Raw genomic sequence first — 18,030 nt, 5'->3', positions numbered from 1 at the left:
CTCCCCGGTGGGGCGAGGGGACCAGACCGGCTGGCATTTTTTTGTGGGGATCCCTCAGCCGCAAGGGAGAGGGGAAAACTACTTACGACGCCAGGTCGTACCCTGTGCCCCGTCTTCCAGCACAATGCCCATCTCATTCAGGCGATCGCGCGCCGCATCTGCCGCTGCCCAGTCTTTCGCTTTACGCGCGTCCAGACGCTGCTGAATCAGCGCCTCAATCTCCGCGACTTCGCCATCATCCGCCTGCGCACCGCTTTGCAGGAACAGTTCTGGCTCCTGCTCCAGCAAGCCCAGCACGCCAGAGAGTTTACGCAGGTGTGCCGCCATCGCGTTCGCCGCCTGCGCATCGTCGGATTTCAGGCGGTTCACTTCACGTGCCATATCAAACAGCACGGAGTAGGCTTCCGGGGTGTTGAAATCATCGTCCATCGCTTCGATGAAACGCGCTTCAAAGGCTTCGCCACCAGCCGCGGCGACCGAGGTGTCAGTCCCACGCAGCGCGGTATAGAGGCGTTCCAGGGCAGAACGTGCCTGCTTTAAGTTCTCTTCGCTGTAATTCAGCTGACTGCGATAGTGGCCAGACATCAGGAAGTAACGAATGGTTTCGGCATCGTAATACTGCAGAACATCGCGCACGGTAAAGAAGTTGCCCAGCGATTTGGACATTTTCTCACGGTCAATCATCACCATGCCGGAGTGCATCCAGTAGTTCACGTACTCGCCGTCGTGCGCGCAGGTTGACTGGGCGATTTCGTTTTCATGGTGCGGGAACATCAGATCCGAACCGCCGCCATGAATATCAAAATGGTTGCCCAACTGTTTGCAGTTCATCGCGGAACATTCAATGTGCCAGCCTGGACGACCTTCGCCCCACGGCGACGGCCAGCTCGGCTCGCCGGCTTTGGACATCTTCCACAGCACAAAGTCCATCGGGTTACGTTTGACATCCACCACGTCAACGCGGGCACCCGCCTGCAACTGATCGAGATCCTGGCGAGACAACTGACCATAGTTCGGATCCGTCGGCACGGAGAACATCACATCACCGTTATCCGCAACATACGCATGCCCGCGGGCAATCAGCTGCTCGGTAATCTCGATAATTTCATGAATGTGGTGGGTCGCACGCGGTTCAAGATCCGGGCGCTGGATGTTAAGGGCATCAAAATCTTTATGCATTTCAGCAATCATGCGATCGACAAGGTGCACAAAGTTCTCGTCGTTTTCATTAGCACGTTTAATGATTTTGTCATCGATATCGGTGATATTGCGCACGTACTTAAGCTTATAGCCGATAAAGCGCAGATAGCGTGCAACCACGTCAAAGGCAACGAAAGTACGACCATGACCGATATGACAGAGATCGTAAACCGTAATACCACACACGTACATGCCGACTTCCCCGGCATGGATAGGTTTGAATTCCTCTTTTTGGCGCGTCAGTGTATTAAAAATTTTTAACATCGAAGATTCCATGTAGACGTGTGTGAACAGTTCGATCCGTATGATACCCATAATTCGTAGCGGAAGCAGCACCGATTGCAAGGTGATCCCACCTCCCGGTTATGCTATAACAGGCGACTATCTCTGACCCCTGATGGGGTTTGCGCACCATACTATCGGAACAGGATGCAAAAATGGTTACTTTCCACACTAATCACGGCGATATCGTAATCAAAACCTTTGATGACAAAGCGCCTGAAACAGTCAAAAACTTCCTGGACTACTGCAGCGAAGGTTTTTACAACAACACCATTTTCCACCGTGTTATTAACGGCTTTATGATTCAGGGCGGCGGCTTCGAGCCGGGCATGCGTCAGAAAGAGACCAAAGATCAGATCAAAAACGAAGCCAACAACGGCCTGAAAAACACCCGTGGTACGCTGGCAATGGCCCGTACCCAGGCTCCGCACTCCGCTACCGCGCAGTTCTTCATCAACGTAGCAGATAACGACTTCCTGAACTTCTCCGGCGAAAGCCTCCAGGGTTGGGGCTACTGTGTCTTTGCAGAAGTGGTTGAAGGCATGGATGTGGTCGATAAAATCAAAGCGGTTGCCACCGGCCGTAGCGGTCAGCACCAGGACGTACCGAAAGAAGACGTTGTGATTGAAAGCGTGACCGTTAGCGAGTAATCGTGGCGACACTCTTTATCGCAGATCTTCATCTGCAAACAGAAGAACCGGCGATCACCGCCGGTTTTCTGCATTTTCTGCACGGCACTGCCCGCACGGCTGACGCGCTCTACATTTTGGGCGACCTGTTTGAAGCCTGGATTGGCGATGACGATCCCACGCCGTTGCACCGGGAGATTGCCGCCGCCATCAAAGCCGTGGTCGACAGCGGCGTCCCCTGCTATTTCATTCACGGAAATCGTGACTTCCTGCTCGGCAAACGCTTTGCCCGTGAAAGCGGCATGCAGTTGCTGCCGGAAGAAAAAGTGCTCGAGCTGTATGGCCGCAAGGTGCTCATCATGCACGGCGACACGCTCTGCACCGACGACGCAGGCTATCAGGCATTTCGCGCCAAAGTGCATAAACCCTGGCTTCAAACGCTTTTTTTAGCCCTGCCGCTGTTTGTGCGTCAGCGCATCGCCGGCAAAATGCGCGCCAGCAGCAAAGCGGCCAACAGCCATAAATCCCTGTCGATCATGGATGTGAACGCCAACGCGGTCGTTGCCACCATGACCAGACACCAGGTGCAGTGCCTGATTCACGGTCACACCCACCGCCCGGCTATTCACGAACTGATTATTAACGATCAACCTGCGATCCGTGTCGTGCTCGGTGCCTGGCACACCCAGGGGTCACTGGTTCGCGTGACGCCCGATGACGTCGAACTGCACCATTTTCCCTTCTGATAACGGGTCATTTTGTTGCTGGCATAACGGGGAGAATCTCCGTCTTTACGCTGTCAGATTCCCGTATTCATCGTGACGCAACCGTTTTCCTTGCCGGTTTTCCGTGCTATTCTCTGTGCCCTCAAAAGCTGTTCGTCGTCACACCCACAGGAGTTTTCTTAACGCATGTCTTCTGCTAACCAGCCGGCGCGTATCGCCATTGTTATGGGATCGAAAAGCGATTGGGCGACCATGCAGTTCGCCACCGAAATCCTCGATACCCTGAATGTCCCGCACCACGTTGAAGTCGTCTCCGCGCACCGCACTCCCGACAAGCTGTTTACCTTCGCCGAAAGCGCCGAAGAGAACGGTTTTCAGGTGATCATCGCTGGTGCTGGCGGCGCGGCGCATCTGCCGGGCATGATTGCAGCGAAAACCCTGGTGCCGGTGCTGGGTGTGCCGGTGCAAAGCGCTGCACTGAGCGGCCTCGACAGCCTCTACTCCATCGTCCAGATGCCGCGTGGTATTCCCGTTGGCACGCTGGCGATTGGCAAAGCAGGTGCCGCCAACGCCGCCCTGCTGGCCGCACAAATCCTCGCGCAGCATGACGCCGAACTGCATCAGCGTCTGACTGAATTTCGCCGTGCACAGACCGACGAGGTACTGGAGAATCCGGACCCACGGGGTGCAGCATGAAACAGGTTTGCATCTTAGGTAACGGTCAACTGGGCCGTATGCTGCGCCAGGCTGGCGAGCCGCTCAGCATTGCCGTCTGGCCGGTCGGGCTGGATGCCGATCCGCAGGCCGTACCTTTTGCCCAGAGCGTCATCACCGCAGAGATTGAACGCTGGCCGGAAACCGCCCTGACGCGGGAGCTGGCGCGTCATCCGGCGTTTGTTAACCGCGACGTCTTTCCCATCATTGCTGACCGCCTGACCCAAAAGCAGCTATTCGATAAGCTTGGCCTCGCTACCGCCCCCTGGCAGTTGCTGGCTCAGAAAAACGAGTGGCCCTCTGTTTTCAACCGTCTTGGCGATCTGGCAATCGTAAAACGTCGCGTCGGCGGCTATGACGGTCGCGGCCAGTGGCGTCTGCGCGCCGGTGATACAGACGAGCTTCCGGACGAGTGCTATGGCGAGTGCATCGTTGAACAGGGGATTAACTTCTCAGGTGAAGTTTCCCTGGTGGGCGCGCGCGGGCACGACGGGGCGACGGTGTTTTACCCGCTGACACACAACCTGCATCAGGATGGCATCCTGCGTACCAGCGTGGCTTTCCCGAAACCGAATACAGAGCAGCAAAAGCAAGCAGAAAGCATGCTGACGGCCATCATGAACGAGCTTAACTATGTGGGTGTGATGGCGATGGAATGCTTTGTGACGCCGGCTGGCCTGCTGATTAACGAACTCGCCCCGCGCGTGCACAACAGCGGTCACTGGACGCAAAACGGCGCGTCCATCAGCCAGTTTGAGCTGCACCTGCGTGCCGTTGTGGATTTGCCCCTGCCACAGCCGGTGGTAAACAGTCCATCGGTGATGATTAACCTCATCGGCACTGAACTGAATTATGACTGGCTGAAACTGCCGCTGGTGCATCTGCACTGGTACGACAAAGAGGTACGTCCGGGTCGTAAGGTGGGACACCTGAATCTGAATGACGACGATAACGGTCGCCTGAGCGCCACGCTGGAAGCGCTGGTGCCCCTGCTAGGGCCGGAATACGCCAGCGGCATTACCTGGGCCCAGGCGAAGCTGGTGTAGGGGTTCTCTGCGGGCGCCTCACGCAACGATGCGGGCTCGGGCCATACCCTCTTCTCAGCGAGGAGAGGGCATCCCTGACGGGCTATGAGGCCAGGCATACCGCAACGTGCACCGCCTGCGCATTACATCAGGCCCGGTCCTCTGAAGGCGCGCCGCCATTCGCTCGGGCTGATGTTAAAGTGCGCCTTAAAACGCTGGCGGAAAGAGACCGGGGACTGATACCCGGCAAGAGATGATACGACTTCAATGCTGTGATCGGTGGTTTCCAGCAATTCCTGGCTGCGCTGCAGCCGCTGGGCGCTGAGCCAGTCTCCAACCGACATTCCCGTTGCCTTGCTGAAGTGGCGTGTCAGGGTGCGCCGACTCATACCGGAAAAACCGGCGATGGCGTCAATATCATGACGCTTGTCCAGATTGCGCCGCAAATAGTCAATCAGGTCATTTATCTGCTCATCACGGGTCGTCTCCGGCACCGCATGTTCGATAAACTGTGCCTGCCCGCCCTCCCGGTAAGGAGGAATGACCATTCGTCGGGCAACGCGGTTTGCCAGCGCACTACCGTAATGGTCACGCACGATGTTCAGACAGCAGTCGATTCCAGCCGCCGTCCCCGCTGAGGTGATAAGCCGCTCATCGCTGGTATAGAGTGCATTACTGTCCAGTCTGACCTGAGGAAAGCGACCGGCAAAATCCTGCTCAAATTCCCAGTGGGTCGAGGCCCGACGGTTGTCCAGCAGTCCGGCATAGGCGAGGACATAAGCACCAAGACACAGCCCCACTACCTCAGCCCCGCGTTGCCAGGCATTGCGTAGCGCATCAAGCAGAAGAGGCGCCGGGCGCGTCTCAGGATGCTCCCAGAACGGAACAATGATAATGTCCGCCGTATCAAGCAGCTCAAGCCCGTGCTCCACATTGATGGAAATACCGATATCTGATGCCACTGTTCCGGGCTGCTCTGCACAAATGGTCACACAAAACCGCCCCGGCGCTGGCATGGCCTTGTCAAACACCATGGACGGAACGGAAAAGTGAAACGGGCTGAAGCCCGGCGTGGCAATAACAACAACGTGCAGAGCAGACATGATTGACACCTTCTGGTGATTGAACCGGATATGGCAGAAGCGTGGCTGTGCGTCAGAGACTTAGCGTGTCGCCGTCTTCGGGGACCCGCACATTTTGCTGCACACCTTTATCTGCCGTGTATGCACGCAGTTCAGCGCGGCTCAGCAGGCAATGGTTTACCGCTTCCATATGTGACGCCACTATAGTCGCCGAAGGGAGCACCTCCAGGGTACGCAGTGCGTCCTCTTTGCCCATGATAATAGGGCCGATGCCGTCGACAGTGGCACATCCAATATTGAGTACCACAACGTCCGGGGCGTATTTTTTCAGGCTCTCAATGTAGGGTGGCACCCAGATGGTATCCCCGGCCACATACAGCGTTTTTTCACCTTCTGCAGAAAAGATCAGCCCGCACGCATCGCCCAGGCGCTCAGCAACCTCTGGAATCGCATAGGCTTCATCGCTACCGTGCTGGCCATCTGTTTTAACGATCTTAATGCCGGAAATGACGTTGCTGTCAGCCAGCACTTTCACCGACGTAAAGCCCTGAGAGCGGATGAGTGATGCGTCGCTTTCATTCTGGGTGTAGATAACTTTGTCTTTGGGGATTAACTGCTGTGCCGCTTCGTCCCAGTGGTCCTGATGGGTGTGCGTCACAATAATCACGTCCACCGCCAGCAGCGCGTCTACTGAAACCGGCAACGCCACCAGAGGATTACGCAGATGAGCGCGCGCGGTACCGGAAAATCCGGGCCAGGCCTCTTTATCCGCCAGCATCGGGTCGATCAGGAAACGAACGCCGGCATAATCGAGTTTCAGTGTGGCGTTACGTATTTGCGTCAGTTGCATACTTTACTCCATCAGATTAACCGCAGCGATGCGGTCTGTTCATTGAGCGTGCAGTATAAAAAAGTCGCAGACAGGCAGTGAGTTGCTCGCAGGTCATTATTCGATGGAATTGAGCCATATCCCGTGGCCCACCGTCGATGGCCCGTCGGGAATGCGCTCATAACGACCTGATGTTATTTATTCCAGGGCATGACAGAGAGTAATTTTGCCATACCGCACCATCCAGATATGCCAGCGAAGATAAGCCCGGTTCCTACAAAACCGGGGATAAGGTAAAACCAGGGTGACAAAAGGGTGCCAGCAAGGGTTCCTGACAGCGTCAGCGTTCCGGCGATTATCTGCACCTGCCTCATCAGCGGTAGCGGCTGTTTGCGATTAACCTGCGTCGGATAACCTGCTTTTTTCCAGGCGTTGATCCCACCTTCCATAATCAACACGCTGGCAGGAGCGACCAGAGCGGCCAGCGTATCCGCATGGCGGGCCGTTCTCATGCCACTCTGGCAATGAAATACCACGACGTCGGATGCGTTGATTCTGAGATCAGGACGTTCATCAAAACCATTTTCACCCAGTGGTACCGACACCGAGCCCGCCAGGTGTTCACGCGCCCACTCTTCGCGACTCCTGATATCCAGCACCCCTATGTTCTGCCGGGCCAGTGCGTTTATTTCCTGTGGCGTGGCGGTTCTGTATTTCATCTCTCCTCCGGTGTTATTTTTGAACAGGTTTGCGGCTTTCTTGCGTCCCAACGCGTTGTCACGAACATTACCACCAGACTTCTGCCCGGACATCCACCGTTAAGCGATCTTTTTATTTACCTGCCAGATCCAACTAAAGGACGTCTCTGCCGCCTACAGGGCGTAAACCACTTCCCGCCGCCCGAAGCGCAAACCAGAAGGTGTTTTGCTGAATAACGCCTACTGGCGGGCAGGTTCACAGCCCGGGCCAGCCAGTATGCGCCGTGAGAAACGCGTCAGGTTGATTTGCGACGGTGAGTCGTCAGGGTAATGCGAGAGGTTAACCACCGCACGGCCGATGGCGGAGATGATGGGATTTAACGCCGTAGGATTTGCTCCCTGAGAGTTGAGGGATCCCCACAAAATAATACGAGCACGGAAAATCCCTTCGCCCCGTTGGGGAGAGGGTCAGGGTGAGGGGAAACCACCACTCAGCTCACCCTGGATTGGTTCCAACATCTCTTCAGGAGAGGCATACTGGCCTCAGACCGCTCGATCGGTCCCCTCGCCCCACTGGGGAGAGCGTCAGGGTGAGGGGAAACCACCACTCAGCTCACCCTGGATTGGTTCCAACATCTCTTCAGGAGAGGCATACTGGCCTCAGACCGCTCGATCGGTCCCCTCGCCCCACTGGGGAGAGCGTCAGGGTGAGGGGAAACCTGCGGCGCTTGTGGTCATTCCGTTCACCTTATGTTCCTTGCTTTTCTGTCACGCCAGAGCCCGTGAACGTGCCAGGGTGGTTCACCGCCACCACCCTGGCGACCCGGGCTCCCGGCAAGGAAAATCGCCGCTTCGCGGTCCATGATGCTTATGTCGTCTGACTATCGGGTCGGAGACCAGCCTGCATCCCTGCAGGCTATCCCCTCCGCCCGCTTCCCTGCGGGCGGACCCGGTCAGCCGTCAACGCCTCATCGATTTTCAGCCGGACCCTGTCATCGCGGTGACGGTTTTATTCTCATTGCGCCGTGATATCCCTGCAAAACGTCATATTACTGGGGCTCCCTCAGCCCTCAGGGAGAGGGGGCGGCACTCAGTGCCGGTCGCGTTTGTCCGCGCGCTGTGCCAGCCAGTCGCCGAGCATCTGCACGACCTGCACCAGCACGATCAGCGCAATAACCGTCACCACCATAATCTGGGTTTCGTAGCGGTAGTAACCATAGCGAATCGCCAGATCTCCCACGCCGCCGCCACCGACGATGCCCGCCATCGCTGAGTAACCAATCAAACTCACCAGCGTAATGGTCAGGCCCCTCAACAGGCCTGCGCTGGCTTCCGGCAGCAGCACCGTACCGATGATGCGCATCGGGCTGGCACCAAAGGCTTCCGCCGCTTCAATAATGCCCTTATCCACTTCACGCAGCGCGCCATCCACCAGACGGGCGTAAAACGCAATCGCCGCCACGGAGAGGGGCACTGATGCTGCAATCGGGCCAATGGTGTTGCCAAGTAAAAACTGGGTTAAGGGTAGCAGCAGCACCAGCAGGATCACGAAGGGGACCGAACGGATGATGTTCACCAGCACGGAGCTTATGAGGTATACGGCGCGGTTTTGCCAGAAGAGGTTGCGGTCGGTAACAAAAATCAAAAAGCCCAACGGCAGGCCACCGATCACTGCCAGTACCGTCGAAATGCTCAGCATCTGGAAGGTTTCGCCAAAAGCGAGACTCAGGTCCGCCAGTAAATCATCCACGGATCACCTCCACCTGTGCGGTCCGGTTACGAATATAATCCACCGCCTGCCCTACCACGGCGGGATCGTCGGCGGTCAGTTGCACCACCAGAATGCCCAGCGCACGCTCACCAATGTATTCGATTTTGCCGTGCAGAATGTTCACCGCCACGCCAAAGTTAATGGCCGCGTCAGAAAGAACGGGCTGCTCGGCGGAATCGCCGATGAACAAAATCTTCAGTAGCTGACCCGGCAGGTGCTCGCGTAACCGCTCCGGCAGCGTCAGATTGAGGGTGCGCGAAACCAGTTGCTGAGTGAAGGCATGCTGCGGATGGGCGAAAATATCAAACACCGCCCCACTCTCCACAACCCTGCCGCCGGACATCACCGCCACCCGATCGCAGATGGATTTGATCACATTCATCTCATGGGTGATCAGCACGATCGTGATCCCCATCTGCGCGTTGATCTGTTTTAGCAGTTCCAGGATGGTGGCAGAGGTTTCCAGATCCAGCGCTGAGGTGGGTTCATCACACAGCAGCACATCCGGGTGGTTGGCGATGGCGCGGGCAATACCGACACGCTGCTTCTGCCCGCCACTGAGTTGTACCGGGTAACGACTGGCTTTGTCGCTCAGCCCCACAAGCTCCAGTATTTCTGCCACACGCGGAGCGATTTTCGCCCGTTCCCAGCCCGCTGCTTTCAGACTGAAGGCCACGTTCTGCGCCACGGTACGGGTGTGCATTAAGTTGAAGTGCTGGAAGATCATCCCGATGCGCTGGCGCGCCTGACGCAGGGTCAGCCCTTCCATCTGTGAAATGGCCACGCCGTTGACTTTCACGCTGCCCTCACTCGGGCGTTGCAGCGCATTCAGGGTGCGCAGCAGCGTGCTTTTTCCGGCACCACTGGTGCCGACGATACCGAAAATTTCCCCGGCGGCGATACGCAGACTGACACCATCCACCGCACGGGTTGGCATGGCCCCGCGCACGGCCGGAAAGTCTACGCAGACCTTATCTAGCTCAATCATGTTTCCCTCAAACAGCAAAAGGCAGGCCGCGGCCTGCCTGTTAACTCACAACCCGCCCCTTACTTCTTGTCCGCGGCGGTCATCCAGTCTGGTTTCTGGAAAGCACCATACACGTGCTCCGGCGAGTCAATCACCGCACGGTAGGCCGGCGATTTCACCACCTCAACAATGTCTTTAGCGAAGGGTTTGTCAGCATCCTCACTACGCACCGCAATGATGTTTTTGAGGTTCTCGTCCAGATGTTCTTGTTTGATGGCGGTAGAGAGATCCAGTCCTGCAGCAATGGCGAAATTACCATTCACCAGCGCGGCGGTGGCGCTGTCCAGCGTGCGTGGCAGCTGTGCGGCTTCCAGCGGCTTAAATACCAGGCCTTTTGGGTTGCTGGCGATATCCCGCTCGGACGCTTTCGTAGGATCGATATTCTCTTTGATGGTTATCAGATCTAAGGACGCCAGGAAACGCAGGCCACGCGCCAGGTTAGTCGGATCGTTGGAGAGCGTCACAATGTCGCCTTTTTTCAGCTCATCAAGGGTCTTAATTTTGTGCGAGTAAAAGCCCATACCGGCGGTCGGTACGCTGATAAGTTTGGTCAGCTTCAGCCCTTTATCAGCGGTGAATTTGTCGAAATAGAGCGAGTGCTGGAAAAGGTTCGCGTCGATGCTGCCGTTAGAGAGCGCCATATTTGGCTGCACGTAATCGCTAAACTCGCGCACCACGACCTTATACCCTTTCTCTTTCAGTGACGGCGCAATCGCCTGTTTGACCATGTCACCGTAAGGCCCCGGCGCCACGCCGAAGACGATGGTGTGCGGATCGCTGTTTGCCAGCGCGGAGCTTAATCCGCAGGCCAGAAGCAGTGCCCCAAAGGCGGCACGAAAACCGAAACGACGTCCCATATATTCTCCCTAACAAAGTGTGTTGCGTGTGGCGCACCGTTCCAGGCGGCGCGCTCGCTGTTCATTTCACGCAATAAGATGGCATAAAGCGTGCGCAGCGGTAATTGAAAAAAATTCATGTTGTTGTGAACTATGTCACTGAATGATCGGAGGATTTGGCATGGTAACGCGATGAAGCATAAAGAAAAGTGACCCCATGCCCCTGTCTTTATGCTTTTTTTAGCTAAACCGTGGCAGATATTTGCTAACCGCCGGGGGGGCAGGGCCCGGCTTCGGGCCTGTCACCCGTGTTGCGACAGGCCATTTGCTCAGGCGGCTCCGATCAGGAAAGGTTGAACTGCCGGAAAAGGGCTTTGCCCCTGAGCAAGCGTGTTCCCAGCCAGCCACCGCACAGTGAAAGCAGCAGCGCGCCGCACAGGGGCAACGTCAGCCACAACCGCCAGTCAGGCTCCCACGGGAAGTCAAAGACCCTGGTTTGCAACACGGCAAGCGCCGTCTCGGCGCCGATGGCCGCCACCAGTCCGGAGACAAAGCCAAGCAGCGCAAACTCACACCACAGGGTGGTGCGCAACAGCCGTTTGCCCGCCCCCAGTGTGCGCCAGACCACCAGCTCCTGATGGCGCTGACGCATCCCAACCTGCACCTGCGCCAACAGCAACAGCACACCGCATATCGTGACCAGTACTACCATCACCTCCAGCGCGCGGCTGACCTGCTCCAGCACCTGACCGACCTGTTTCAAAATAGCGCCAATATCCAGCAGGCTGATGGTCGGGAATTCACGATTAAGCTGGGTCAGCATGGCGTTGCCGTTCTGCCAGCGGAAACTGGTCAGCCAGCTCTGGGGTTGCCCGTCCAGCGCCCCCTGCGGGAAGATAAAGAAGAAGTTTGGCCGCAGGCTCTCCCAGTCCACCTTGCGCAGACTGGTCACTCTGGCGCTGAACGACTGAGTATCGCCGGTAAAGGTCACCGTATCACCGAGCTTAAGTTTCAGGCGTTTTGCCAGTTCCTGTTCGATGGAGACCCCACCAACCTCTGGCGGCCAGGTTCCGGCAGTGACCGGATTCGGGCGGGCATCTGCCCCCTGCCAGGTCAGATTTAATTCACGATTAAGAGACTCATCGCTATGGCTGTCGGTGGGTTCACCGTTAATTTGCGTTAACCGCGCCCGCACAATCGGCCAGAATGGCTGCGGGAGCACATGATGCCCGGCGAGGAAGGTTTTCACCGGCGCCACCTGTTCAGGAGCAATGTTGATCAGAAAGTAATTGGGGCTTTCCGGCGGCAACTGCTGCTGCCAGCGGTCCAGCAGATCTCCGCGCAGTACCAGCAACATCGCCAGTAACATAAAGGAGAGTGAAAATGCAGACAGCTGGCTGAACGTCGACCACGGCTGACGCAACAGTCGGTTCACCGCAAGGCGCAGCGCCAGGGTCTTTAATGTCAGTTTTTTCATGACCCGCAGCAGCAGCCAGCCCACCACGCCGCAGACCAGCGCCAGAACCACCGCGCCAGCCAGAACTGACCACAACAGCATACTCGCCCCCATCAGCCAGGCCAGCAGCAGCACGGTGACAGCGCAGATAACGGGGAGGTAAACCTTCAGGGGCCAGACGCGGGCAACCACATCGCGGCGCAGCACCCGCAGTGGCTGTGTTGCCAGCAACAGGCGATAAGGGCGCAGGCCAACCAGCAGCGAAATCACCACCATTGCCCCAATCGACCACAGCCACGGCCAGCCGCTCGCGGCGGGCAGTGATGCCGGTAACACCGGTTTTAACAGCACCATGAGGATTTTTTCAAAGGTGAGGCCAATAATCCCCCCGGTCGCCGCTGAGAGCACCAGCACCATCAGCCACTGACCCACAATCAGTTTGCGTAGTTGCGCCCTGCCGGCACCCAGCGTTTTAAGAATGGCAACCAGATCGTAGCGGCTGCGGCAGTAATGGTTCATCGCCACCGCCACGGCAGCTACCGCCAGCAGGAGCGTTAATAAGGCGCAAAGTAGCAGGAACTGCTGCGAACGTTGCAATGACTTCCCCAGCGCCCCGTTGTCCTGCTCAAGCCCCGTCCAGCGATGTTCCGGTTTAAGCTGTGGCAGAAGCCACTTTTCATAGCTTTCAAGTTGCGCTGGCGTACCGGCAAATTTTACCCGCCAGCTTACGCGGCTGCCCGGTTGCACCGCACCGGTTTTGGCCACATCGGCGGTATTCATCAGTAAACGTGGTGCCATCTCAAACGGATTAAACCCGGCATCCGGCTCCTGGGTCACCTCCCCGGCAATGCGCAGGGTGGCATCACCGACATCAATGTTGTCGCCGGTTTTCAGGTTAAGCAGTGCCATCAGGCGGGCGGCCAGCAGTACCGTGCCGGGCTCGGGCCTCATCCCAGATGGGGCCGTTTTCAGCTCACCATACAGCGGATAAAGATTGTCGACAGCTTTAACGTTGGCGAGTTGTGGTGTATCACCCGCGAAAGTCATGGTAGCAAAAGAGAGTTGTTCACTGACCTTAAGCCCCTCTTTTCGCGCCTCCTCAAGCCAGGCCTGCGGAATGTCCCGCGAGCTACGCAGCATCCGATCGCCGGCCAGAAAATCACGGCTCTGCTGGCTTAAGCCCTTTTCCATCCGGTCGCTGATGCTGCCGAGCGCCAGCACGCAGGCGACCGCCAGGCTCAGTGCCAGCCAGACGATGAGGAGCGAGGGCGATCGCCACTCGCGCCAGAACCAGCGGGCTATCATGCTTCCTCCTGCAGTACACCGTTCACCAGACGCAGGCGGCGGTCGCAGCGTGCCGCAAGCTGAGGATCATGCGTAACAAGGATTAAGGTTGTGCCATGTTGCTGGTTCATGGAAAAAAGCAGATCGGCAATTTTATCGCCCGTCTGGCGGTCAAGGTTCCCGGTAGGCTCGTCAGCAAAGAGCAGTTCAGGCTGACCATTAAAGGCACGGGCCAGCGCCACACGCTGCTGCTCGCCGCCAGAAAGTTGTGCCGGAAGATGGTCAAGACGTTTGCCCAGCCCCAGTGTTTCCAGCAGGGTTTTCGCGCTCGCCCGGCTCTCAGCGCTGTTCTTACCCCGCAGCAGGGCCGGAAGCTCAACGTTCTCCAGCGCATTGAGCGTGGGTATCAGCATAAACGACTGAAAGACAAAGCCAATGCTCTCGGCACGCAGTTGCGCCCGCGCTTCTTCATCCATTTTATGCAGCGGCTTGCCAAGCAGGTTGATCTCACCGCTGCTACCATCATCAAGCCCGGCGAGGATAGCCAGTAACGTGGACTTACCCGATCCGGATTCACCGATGAGGGCAATCGTCTGTGCCCGTTTGACAACAAGCTCAACTCCGGTAAGGATGGAAAGTTCATGCTCCCCCTGACCGACGGACTTCTTAAGATGATGAACTTCAACACTGTTTTCCGCTGGCATTTGCCCTTCCTGTTCTTGCTTCTGTTTAGCCTGCGCGCCGCTGCGGCGGACAGGTTACTGGTTCTGGGAGACAGCCTGAGCGCGGGCTATCGTATGGCTGCCAACACCGCCTGGCCTGCGTTGCTCAATGACAAATGGCAACAAAAGCCCCCGGTGGTCAACGCCAGTATCAGTGGCGATACCTCACAACAGGGGCTGGCACGTTTGCCGGCGCTGCTCAAAGCGCATCAGCCGCGTTGGGTGTTGGTGGAGCTTGGCGGTAATGATGGCCTGCGCGGTTTTGCACCTCAGCAAACGGAACAGACACTGCGCACCATTATAGAGGCGGTGAAAGCGGCGAATGCCCAGCCGTTGCTGATGCAAATCCGGCTGCCCGCTAACTATGGCCGCCGTTATACTGAGTCCTTCAGCGCTATCTACCCTAAACTCGCCAAAGAGTTTGATATTCCTCTTGTGCCCTTTTTTATGGAAGAGGTCTATCTGAAACCTCAGTGGATGCAGGATGACGGTATTCATCCAAACCGCGATGCACAGCCCTTTATTGCTGACTGGATGGCAACCCGGTTGGCTCCATTAGTTAATCACGACTCCTGATTTATCAGGGATGCTTTCAGGTAAAGTTATGCAAAAAACGGTCTTAATAACAGGATGTTCCAGCGGAATTGGTCTGGAGAGCGCCCACGAGCTTAAGCGTCAGGGCTTTCGTGTGCTGGCCGCCTGCCGCAAAAGCGATGATGTGGAACGGATGAATCAGGCCGGGTTTACCGGCGTCCTGTTGGATCTCGACTCGCCGCAAAGCGTGGAACGCGCCGCCAGCGAGGTGATCGCCCTGACGGACAACCGGCTGTATGGTATTTTTAACAACGCGGGTTATGGCGTCTATGGCCCGTTGACAAGCATCAGCCGCGAACAGATGGAACAGCAATTTTCTGCCAACTTTTTCGGCGCCCATCAGCTCACCATGCGCCTGTTGCCCGCCATGCTGCCCCACGGCGAAGGGCGAATTGTGATGACCTCCTCCGTGATGGGGTTGATCTCAACGCCAGGCCGTGGCGCTTATGCGGCAAGTAAATACGCGCTGGAGGCCTGGTCTGATGCCCTACGTATGGAGCTGCGTCATTCCGGCATTAAAGTGAGCCTGATTGAGCCTGGCCCCATTCGTACCCGCTTTACACAAAACGTCAACCAGACCAGCGACAAAGCGGTAGAAAACCCAGGGATTGCCGCACGCTTTACCCTCGGCCCTGAGGCCGTTGTCGCTAAAGTGCGCCATGCTTTTGAGAGTCCAGCGCCGAAATTACGCTACCCGGTAACCGTCGTCACCTACGTAGTCAGCCTGCTTAAACGCCTGTTACCGGCACGTATGATGGATAAAATTTTACACGGGTGAGTTGAAGGCGCAGCGCCTGTCCCCATGTATGCTTAAACACTTAAACAGAGAAAGCCCATGTCTGCACAGAACATCGTCAACATTAACGAAGCAAATCTGCACCAGACTCTTGAGCAGTCCGCCACGGTGCCGGTGCTGTTCTACTTCTGGTCTGAACGCAGTCAGCACTGCCTGCAACTGACTCCGGTACTGGAAAGCCTGGCCGCGCAGTATAACGGGCAATTTATCCTGGCGAAGGTGGATTGCGACGCAGAGCAGCTGCTGGCCTCCCAGTTTGGCCTGCGTGCGATCCCCACCGTTTACCTGTTCCAGAATGGTCAGCCGGTCGATGGTTTCCAGGGGCCGCAGCCGGAAGAGGTGATTCGCGCCCTGCTCGATAAAGTTCTGCCGCGTGAAGAAGAGCTGAAAGCCCAGCAGGCAATGCAGTTGATTCAGGAAGGCAACTATGCCGACGCGCTGCCGCTGCTGAAAGAGGCCTGGCAGTTATCGAATCAAAACAGCGAAATCGGTCTGCTGCTGGCGGAAACACAGATTGCGCTCAACCGTTCAGAAGAGGCCGAAGCGGTGCTGAAAACGATCCCCTTACAGGATCAGGATACCCGCTATCAGGGGCTGGTCGCGCAAATCGACTTGCTCAAACAGGCAGCCGATACGCCTGAAATTCAGCTCCTGCAACAGCAGGTTGAGCAAAACCCGGCCGACGCGCAGCTCGCCACGCAGCTGGCGTTGCAGCTCCACCAGGTGGGTCGTAACGAAGAGGCGCTGGAGCTGTTGTTCAGCCATCTGCGTAAGGATCTCGGTGCCGCTGACGGCCAGGCGCGCAAAATGTTGCAGGAAATCCTGGCAGCCCTCGGCACCGGCGATGCGCTGGCCTCTAAGTATCGCCGCCAGCTTTACTCCCTGCTTTACTGATCCCGCCTGCTAAATTTGGGGATCGCGCTGTTATGATCCGCAAATTTGTTTAGAATGGCATCAAATTAAACAGGAGGTTTTTTTGATGCTATTCGTTATTCCCATTCTCATCTTCGTCGCACTGGTTATTGTGGGTGCGGGTGTCAAAATTGTGCCACAGGGATATCAGTGGACCGTAGAACGCTTCGGTCGTTATACCCGCTCCCTTCAACCTGGCTTGAGTCTTGTTGTACCTTTTATGGACAGGATTGGTCGCAAGATCAATATGATGGAGCAGGTTCTCGATATCCCGTCCCAGGAAATCATCTCTAAAGATAACGCCAACGTCACCATTGATGCGGTCTGTTTTATACAGGTTATCGATGCCCCGAAAGCCGCCTATGAGGTGAGTAATCTGGAACTGGCTATTATCAACCTGACGATGACCAACATCCGTACCGTGCTGGGTTCAATGGAGCTCGACGAGATGCTCTCTCAGCGCGACAGCATCAATACCCGTCTGCTGCATATTGTGGATGAAGCCACCAACCCCTGGGGAATCAAAGTCACACGTATTGAGATCCGCGATGTGCGCCCGCCAGCTGAGCTGGTGTCATCCATGAACGCGCAGATGAAAGCGGAACGTACCAAGCGTGCGTATATCCTTGAAGCAGAAGGGATTCGTCAGGCAGAAATCGTCAAAGCCGAAGGTGAAAAGCAGGCAAAAATCCTGAAGGCGGAAGGCGAGCGTCAGTCTGCTTTCCTCGAAGCGGAGGCCCGTGAGCGTTCCGCAGAGGCAGAGGCACGGGCGACCAAAATGGTCTCCGAAGCGATTGCCGCGGGTGATGTTCAGGCTATTAACTACTTTGTGGCCCAGAAATACACTGAAGCCCTGCAACAGATTGGCTCGGCCAATAACAGTAAAGTGGTCATGATGCCGCTTGATGCCAGCAGTCTGATGGGGTCAATTGCGGGTATTGCCGAACTGGTCAAAGAGAACAGCCGTGAGCGGAATAAACCATGATTGCCCTGCTGTTTGAACATGCCTGGATTTTCTGGCTAAGTCTTGGTGGTCTGCTGCTGGCCGCCGAGATGCTCGGAGGCAATGGCTATCTGCTCTGGAGCGGCGTGGCGGCGGTCATCACTGGCCTGCTGGTGTGGGTCGTGCCTTTGGGCTGGGAGTGGCAGGGGGTGCTCTTTGCCCTGCTGACGCTTGCCGCCGCCTGGCTCTGGTGGCTTTGGCTCTCAAAGCGCGTGCGCGACCAAAAACCGGCAGATGCGGCCCTCAATCAACGAGGGCAGCAACTGGTTGGCCGCCGATTTACCCTTGATAATGCGCTGGTCAACGGGCGTGGACACATGCGCGTCGGCGACAGCTCCTGGCCCGTTAGTGCCAGCAACGATTTACCCGCCGGCGCAAACGTTGAAGTTGTTGCCGTGGAAGGCATTACGCTTCGCATCAGACTCTACTCAGAAAACCAATAACA

18 protein-coding genes are annotated in these 18,030 nt (G+C 56.8%); 9 read left to right on the top strand and 9 right to left on the bottom strand.

Annotation, left to right across the window (positions count from 1 at the left end; all coding sequences use genetic code 11):
• Positions 1 to 78: 78 nt before the first annotated feature.
• A complete protein-coding gene (cysS, locus tag M1D91_RS05645) occupies positions 79 to 1,464 on the bottom strand; it encodes a cysteine--tRNA ligase (RefSeq protein ID WP_437432556.1) in 1,386 nt (461 codons plus the stop codon).
• A gap of 173 nt (positions 1,465 to 1,637) precedes the next feature.
• Between cysS and ppiB the strand changes: the two genes are divergently transcribed.
• The 4 genes from ppiB to purK all read left to right on the top strand — a co-directional run bounded on the left by ppiB (position 1,638) and on the right by purK (position 4,596).
• Positions 1,638 to 2,132 carry a peptidylprolyl isomerase B gene (gene ppiB, locus M1D91_RS05640; protein WP_437432555.1) on the top strand — a complete coding sequence of 165 codons (495 nt, stop codon included), beginning with the start codon at positions 1,638 to 1,640 and terminating at the stop codon, positions 2,130 to 2,132.
• A gap of 2 nt (positions 2,133 to 2,134) precedes the next feature.
• The gene (gene lpxH, locus M1D91_RS05635; protein ID WP_437432554.1) at positions 2,135 to 2,857 is read left to right on the top strand and encodes a UDP-2,3-diacylglucosamine diphosphatase; all 723 of its coding nucleotides are present in this window, start codon (positions 2,135 to 2,137) and stop codon (positions 2,855 to 2,857) included.
• A 165-nt stretch (positions 2,858 to 3,022) separates the two neighbouring features.
• Positions 3,023 to 3,532, top strand: a complete 510-nt coding sequence (gene purE / locus M1D91_RS05630; RefSeq protein WP_437432553.1) for a 5-(carboxyamino)imidazole ribonucleotide mutase — start codon at positions 3,023 to 3,025, stop codon at positions 3,530 to 3,532.
• Positions 3,529 to 4,596: a 5-(carboxyamino)imidazole ribonucleotide synthase gene (gene purK / locus M1D91_RS05625; RefSeq protein ID WP_437432552.1), complete on the top strand. Its 1,068-nt coding sequence runs from the start codon at positions 3,529 to 3,531 to the stop codon at positions 4,594 to 4,596. Before purE ends, purK begins: the two co-directional genes overlap by 4 nt.
• A gap of 122 nt (positions 4,597 to 4,718) precedes the next feature.
• Here the strand turns inward: purK and M1D91_RS05620 are convergent, their stop codons facing one another.
• The 8 genes from M1D91_RS05620 to ybbA form a co-directional block, all read right to left on the bottom strand.
• Complete coding sequence (locus tag M1D91_RS05620) at positions 4,719 to 5,678, bottom strand: GlxA family transcriptional regulator (protein WP_437432551.1); 960 nt, start codon at positions 5,676 to 5,678, stop codon at positions 4,719 to 4,721.
• 52 nt (positions 5,679 to 5,730) lie between these two features.
• Entirely contained in the window at positions 5,731 to 6,507 is a 777-nt protein-coding gene (locus M1D91_RS05615) for an MBL fold metallo-hydrolase (RefSeq protein ID WP_437432550.1), read from the bottom strand.
• A 173-nt stretch (positions 6,508 to 6,680) separates the two neighbouring features.
• Positions 6,681 to 7,205, bottom strand: coding sequence for a rhodanese-like domain-containing protein (locus M1D91_RS05610; protein ID WP_437432549.1), 525 nt, complete (start codon positions 7,203 to 7,205; stop codon positions 6,681 to 6,683).
• A 1,069-nt stretch (positions 7,206 to 8,274) separates the two neighbouring features.
• Positions 8,275 to 8,934, bottom strand: a complete 660-nt coding sequence (locus M1D91_RS05605; protein WP_437432548.1) for a methionine ABC transporter permease — start codon at positions 8,932 to 8,934, stop codon at positions 8,275 to 8,277.
• Entirely contained in the window at positions 8,927 to 9,943 is a 1,017-nt protein-coding gene (gene sfbB / locus M1D91_RS05600) for a virulence-associated ABC transporter ATP-binding protein SfbB (RefSeq protein WP_437432547.1), read from the bottom strand. The genes M1D91_RS05605 and sfbB overlap by 8 nt, the downstream gene beginning before the upstream one ends.
• A gap of 59 nt (positions 9,944 to 10,002) precedes the next feature.
• Positions 10,003 to 10,839, bottom strand: coding sequence for a MetQ/NlpA family ABC transporter substrate-binding protein (locus M1D91_RS05595; protein WP_437432546.1), 837 nt, complete (start codon positions 10,837 to 10,839; stop codon positions 10,003 to 10,005).
• A gap of 322 nt (positions 10,840 to 11,161) precedes the next feature.
• On the bottom strand, positions 11,162 to 13,579 hold the full coding sequence (gene ybbP, locus M1D91_RS05590) for a putative ABC transporter permease subunit YbbP (RefSeq protein WP_437432545.1): 2,418 nt from the start codon (positions 13,577 to 13,579) through the stop codon (positions 11,162 to 11,164).
• Positions 13,576 to 14,262: a putative ABC transporter ATP-binding protein YbbA gene (gene ybbA / locus M1D91_RS05585; protein WP_437432544.1), complete on the bottom strand. Its 687-nt coding sequence runs from the start codon at positions 14,260 to 14,262 to the stop codon at positions 13,576 to 13,578. The genes ybbP and ybbA overlap by 4 nt, the downstream gene beginning before the upstream one ends.
• On the opposite strand from ybbA, the gene tesA reads away from it, so the two are divergent.
• The 5 genes from tesA (at position 14,230) to M1D91_RS05560 (ending at position 18,028) form a co-directional block, all read left to right on the top strand.
• Positions 14,230 to 14,856, top strand: a complete 627-nt coding sequence (gene tesA / locus M1D91_RS05580; RefSeq protein WP_437432543.1) for a multifunctional acyl-CoA thioesterase I/protease I/lysophospholipase L1 — start codon at positions 14,230 to 14,232, stop codon at positions 14,854 to 14,856. The genes ybbA and tesA overlap by 33 nt on opposite strands.
• 28 nt (positions 14,857 to 14,884) lie before the next feature.
• Positions 14,885 to 15,652, top strand: coding sequence for an SDR family oxidoreductase (locus M1D91_RS05575; RefSeq protein ID WP_437432542.1), 768 nt, complete (start codon positions 14,885 to 14,887; stop codon positions 15,650 to 15,652).
• Between the two features lie 57 nt (positions 15,653 to 15,709).
• Positions 15,710 to 16,564, top strand: a complete 855-nt coding sequence (locus M1D91_RS05570) for a tetratricopeptide repeat protein (RefSeq protein ID WP_437432541.1) — start codon at positions 15,710 to 15,712, stop codon at positions 16,562 to 16,564.
• A gap of 85 nt (positions 16,565 to 16,649) precedes the next feature.
• The gene (locus M1D91_RS05565) at positions 16,650 to 17,567 is read left to right on the top strand and encodes an SPFH domain-containing protein (protein ID WP_437432540.1); all 918 of its coding nucleotides are present in this window, start codon (positions 16,650 to 16,652) and stop codon (positions 17,565 to 17,567) included.
• On the top strand, positions 17,564 to 18,028 hold the full coding sequence (locus M1D91_RS05560; RefSeq protein ID WP_437432539.1) for an NfeD family protein: 465 nt from the start codon (positions 17,564 to 17,566) through the stop codon (positions 18,026 to 18,028). Before M1D91_RS05565 ends, M1D91_RS05560 begins: the two co-directional genes overlap by 4 nt.
• Positions 18,029 to 18,030 lie beyond the last annotated feature (2 nt).

Source organism: Enterobacter sp. SA197, from assembly GCF_054131575.1.
Note: the sequence above shows the minus strand (reverse complement) of the source record. Positions and strands in the feature narration are given on the sequence as shown.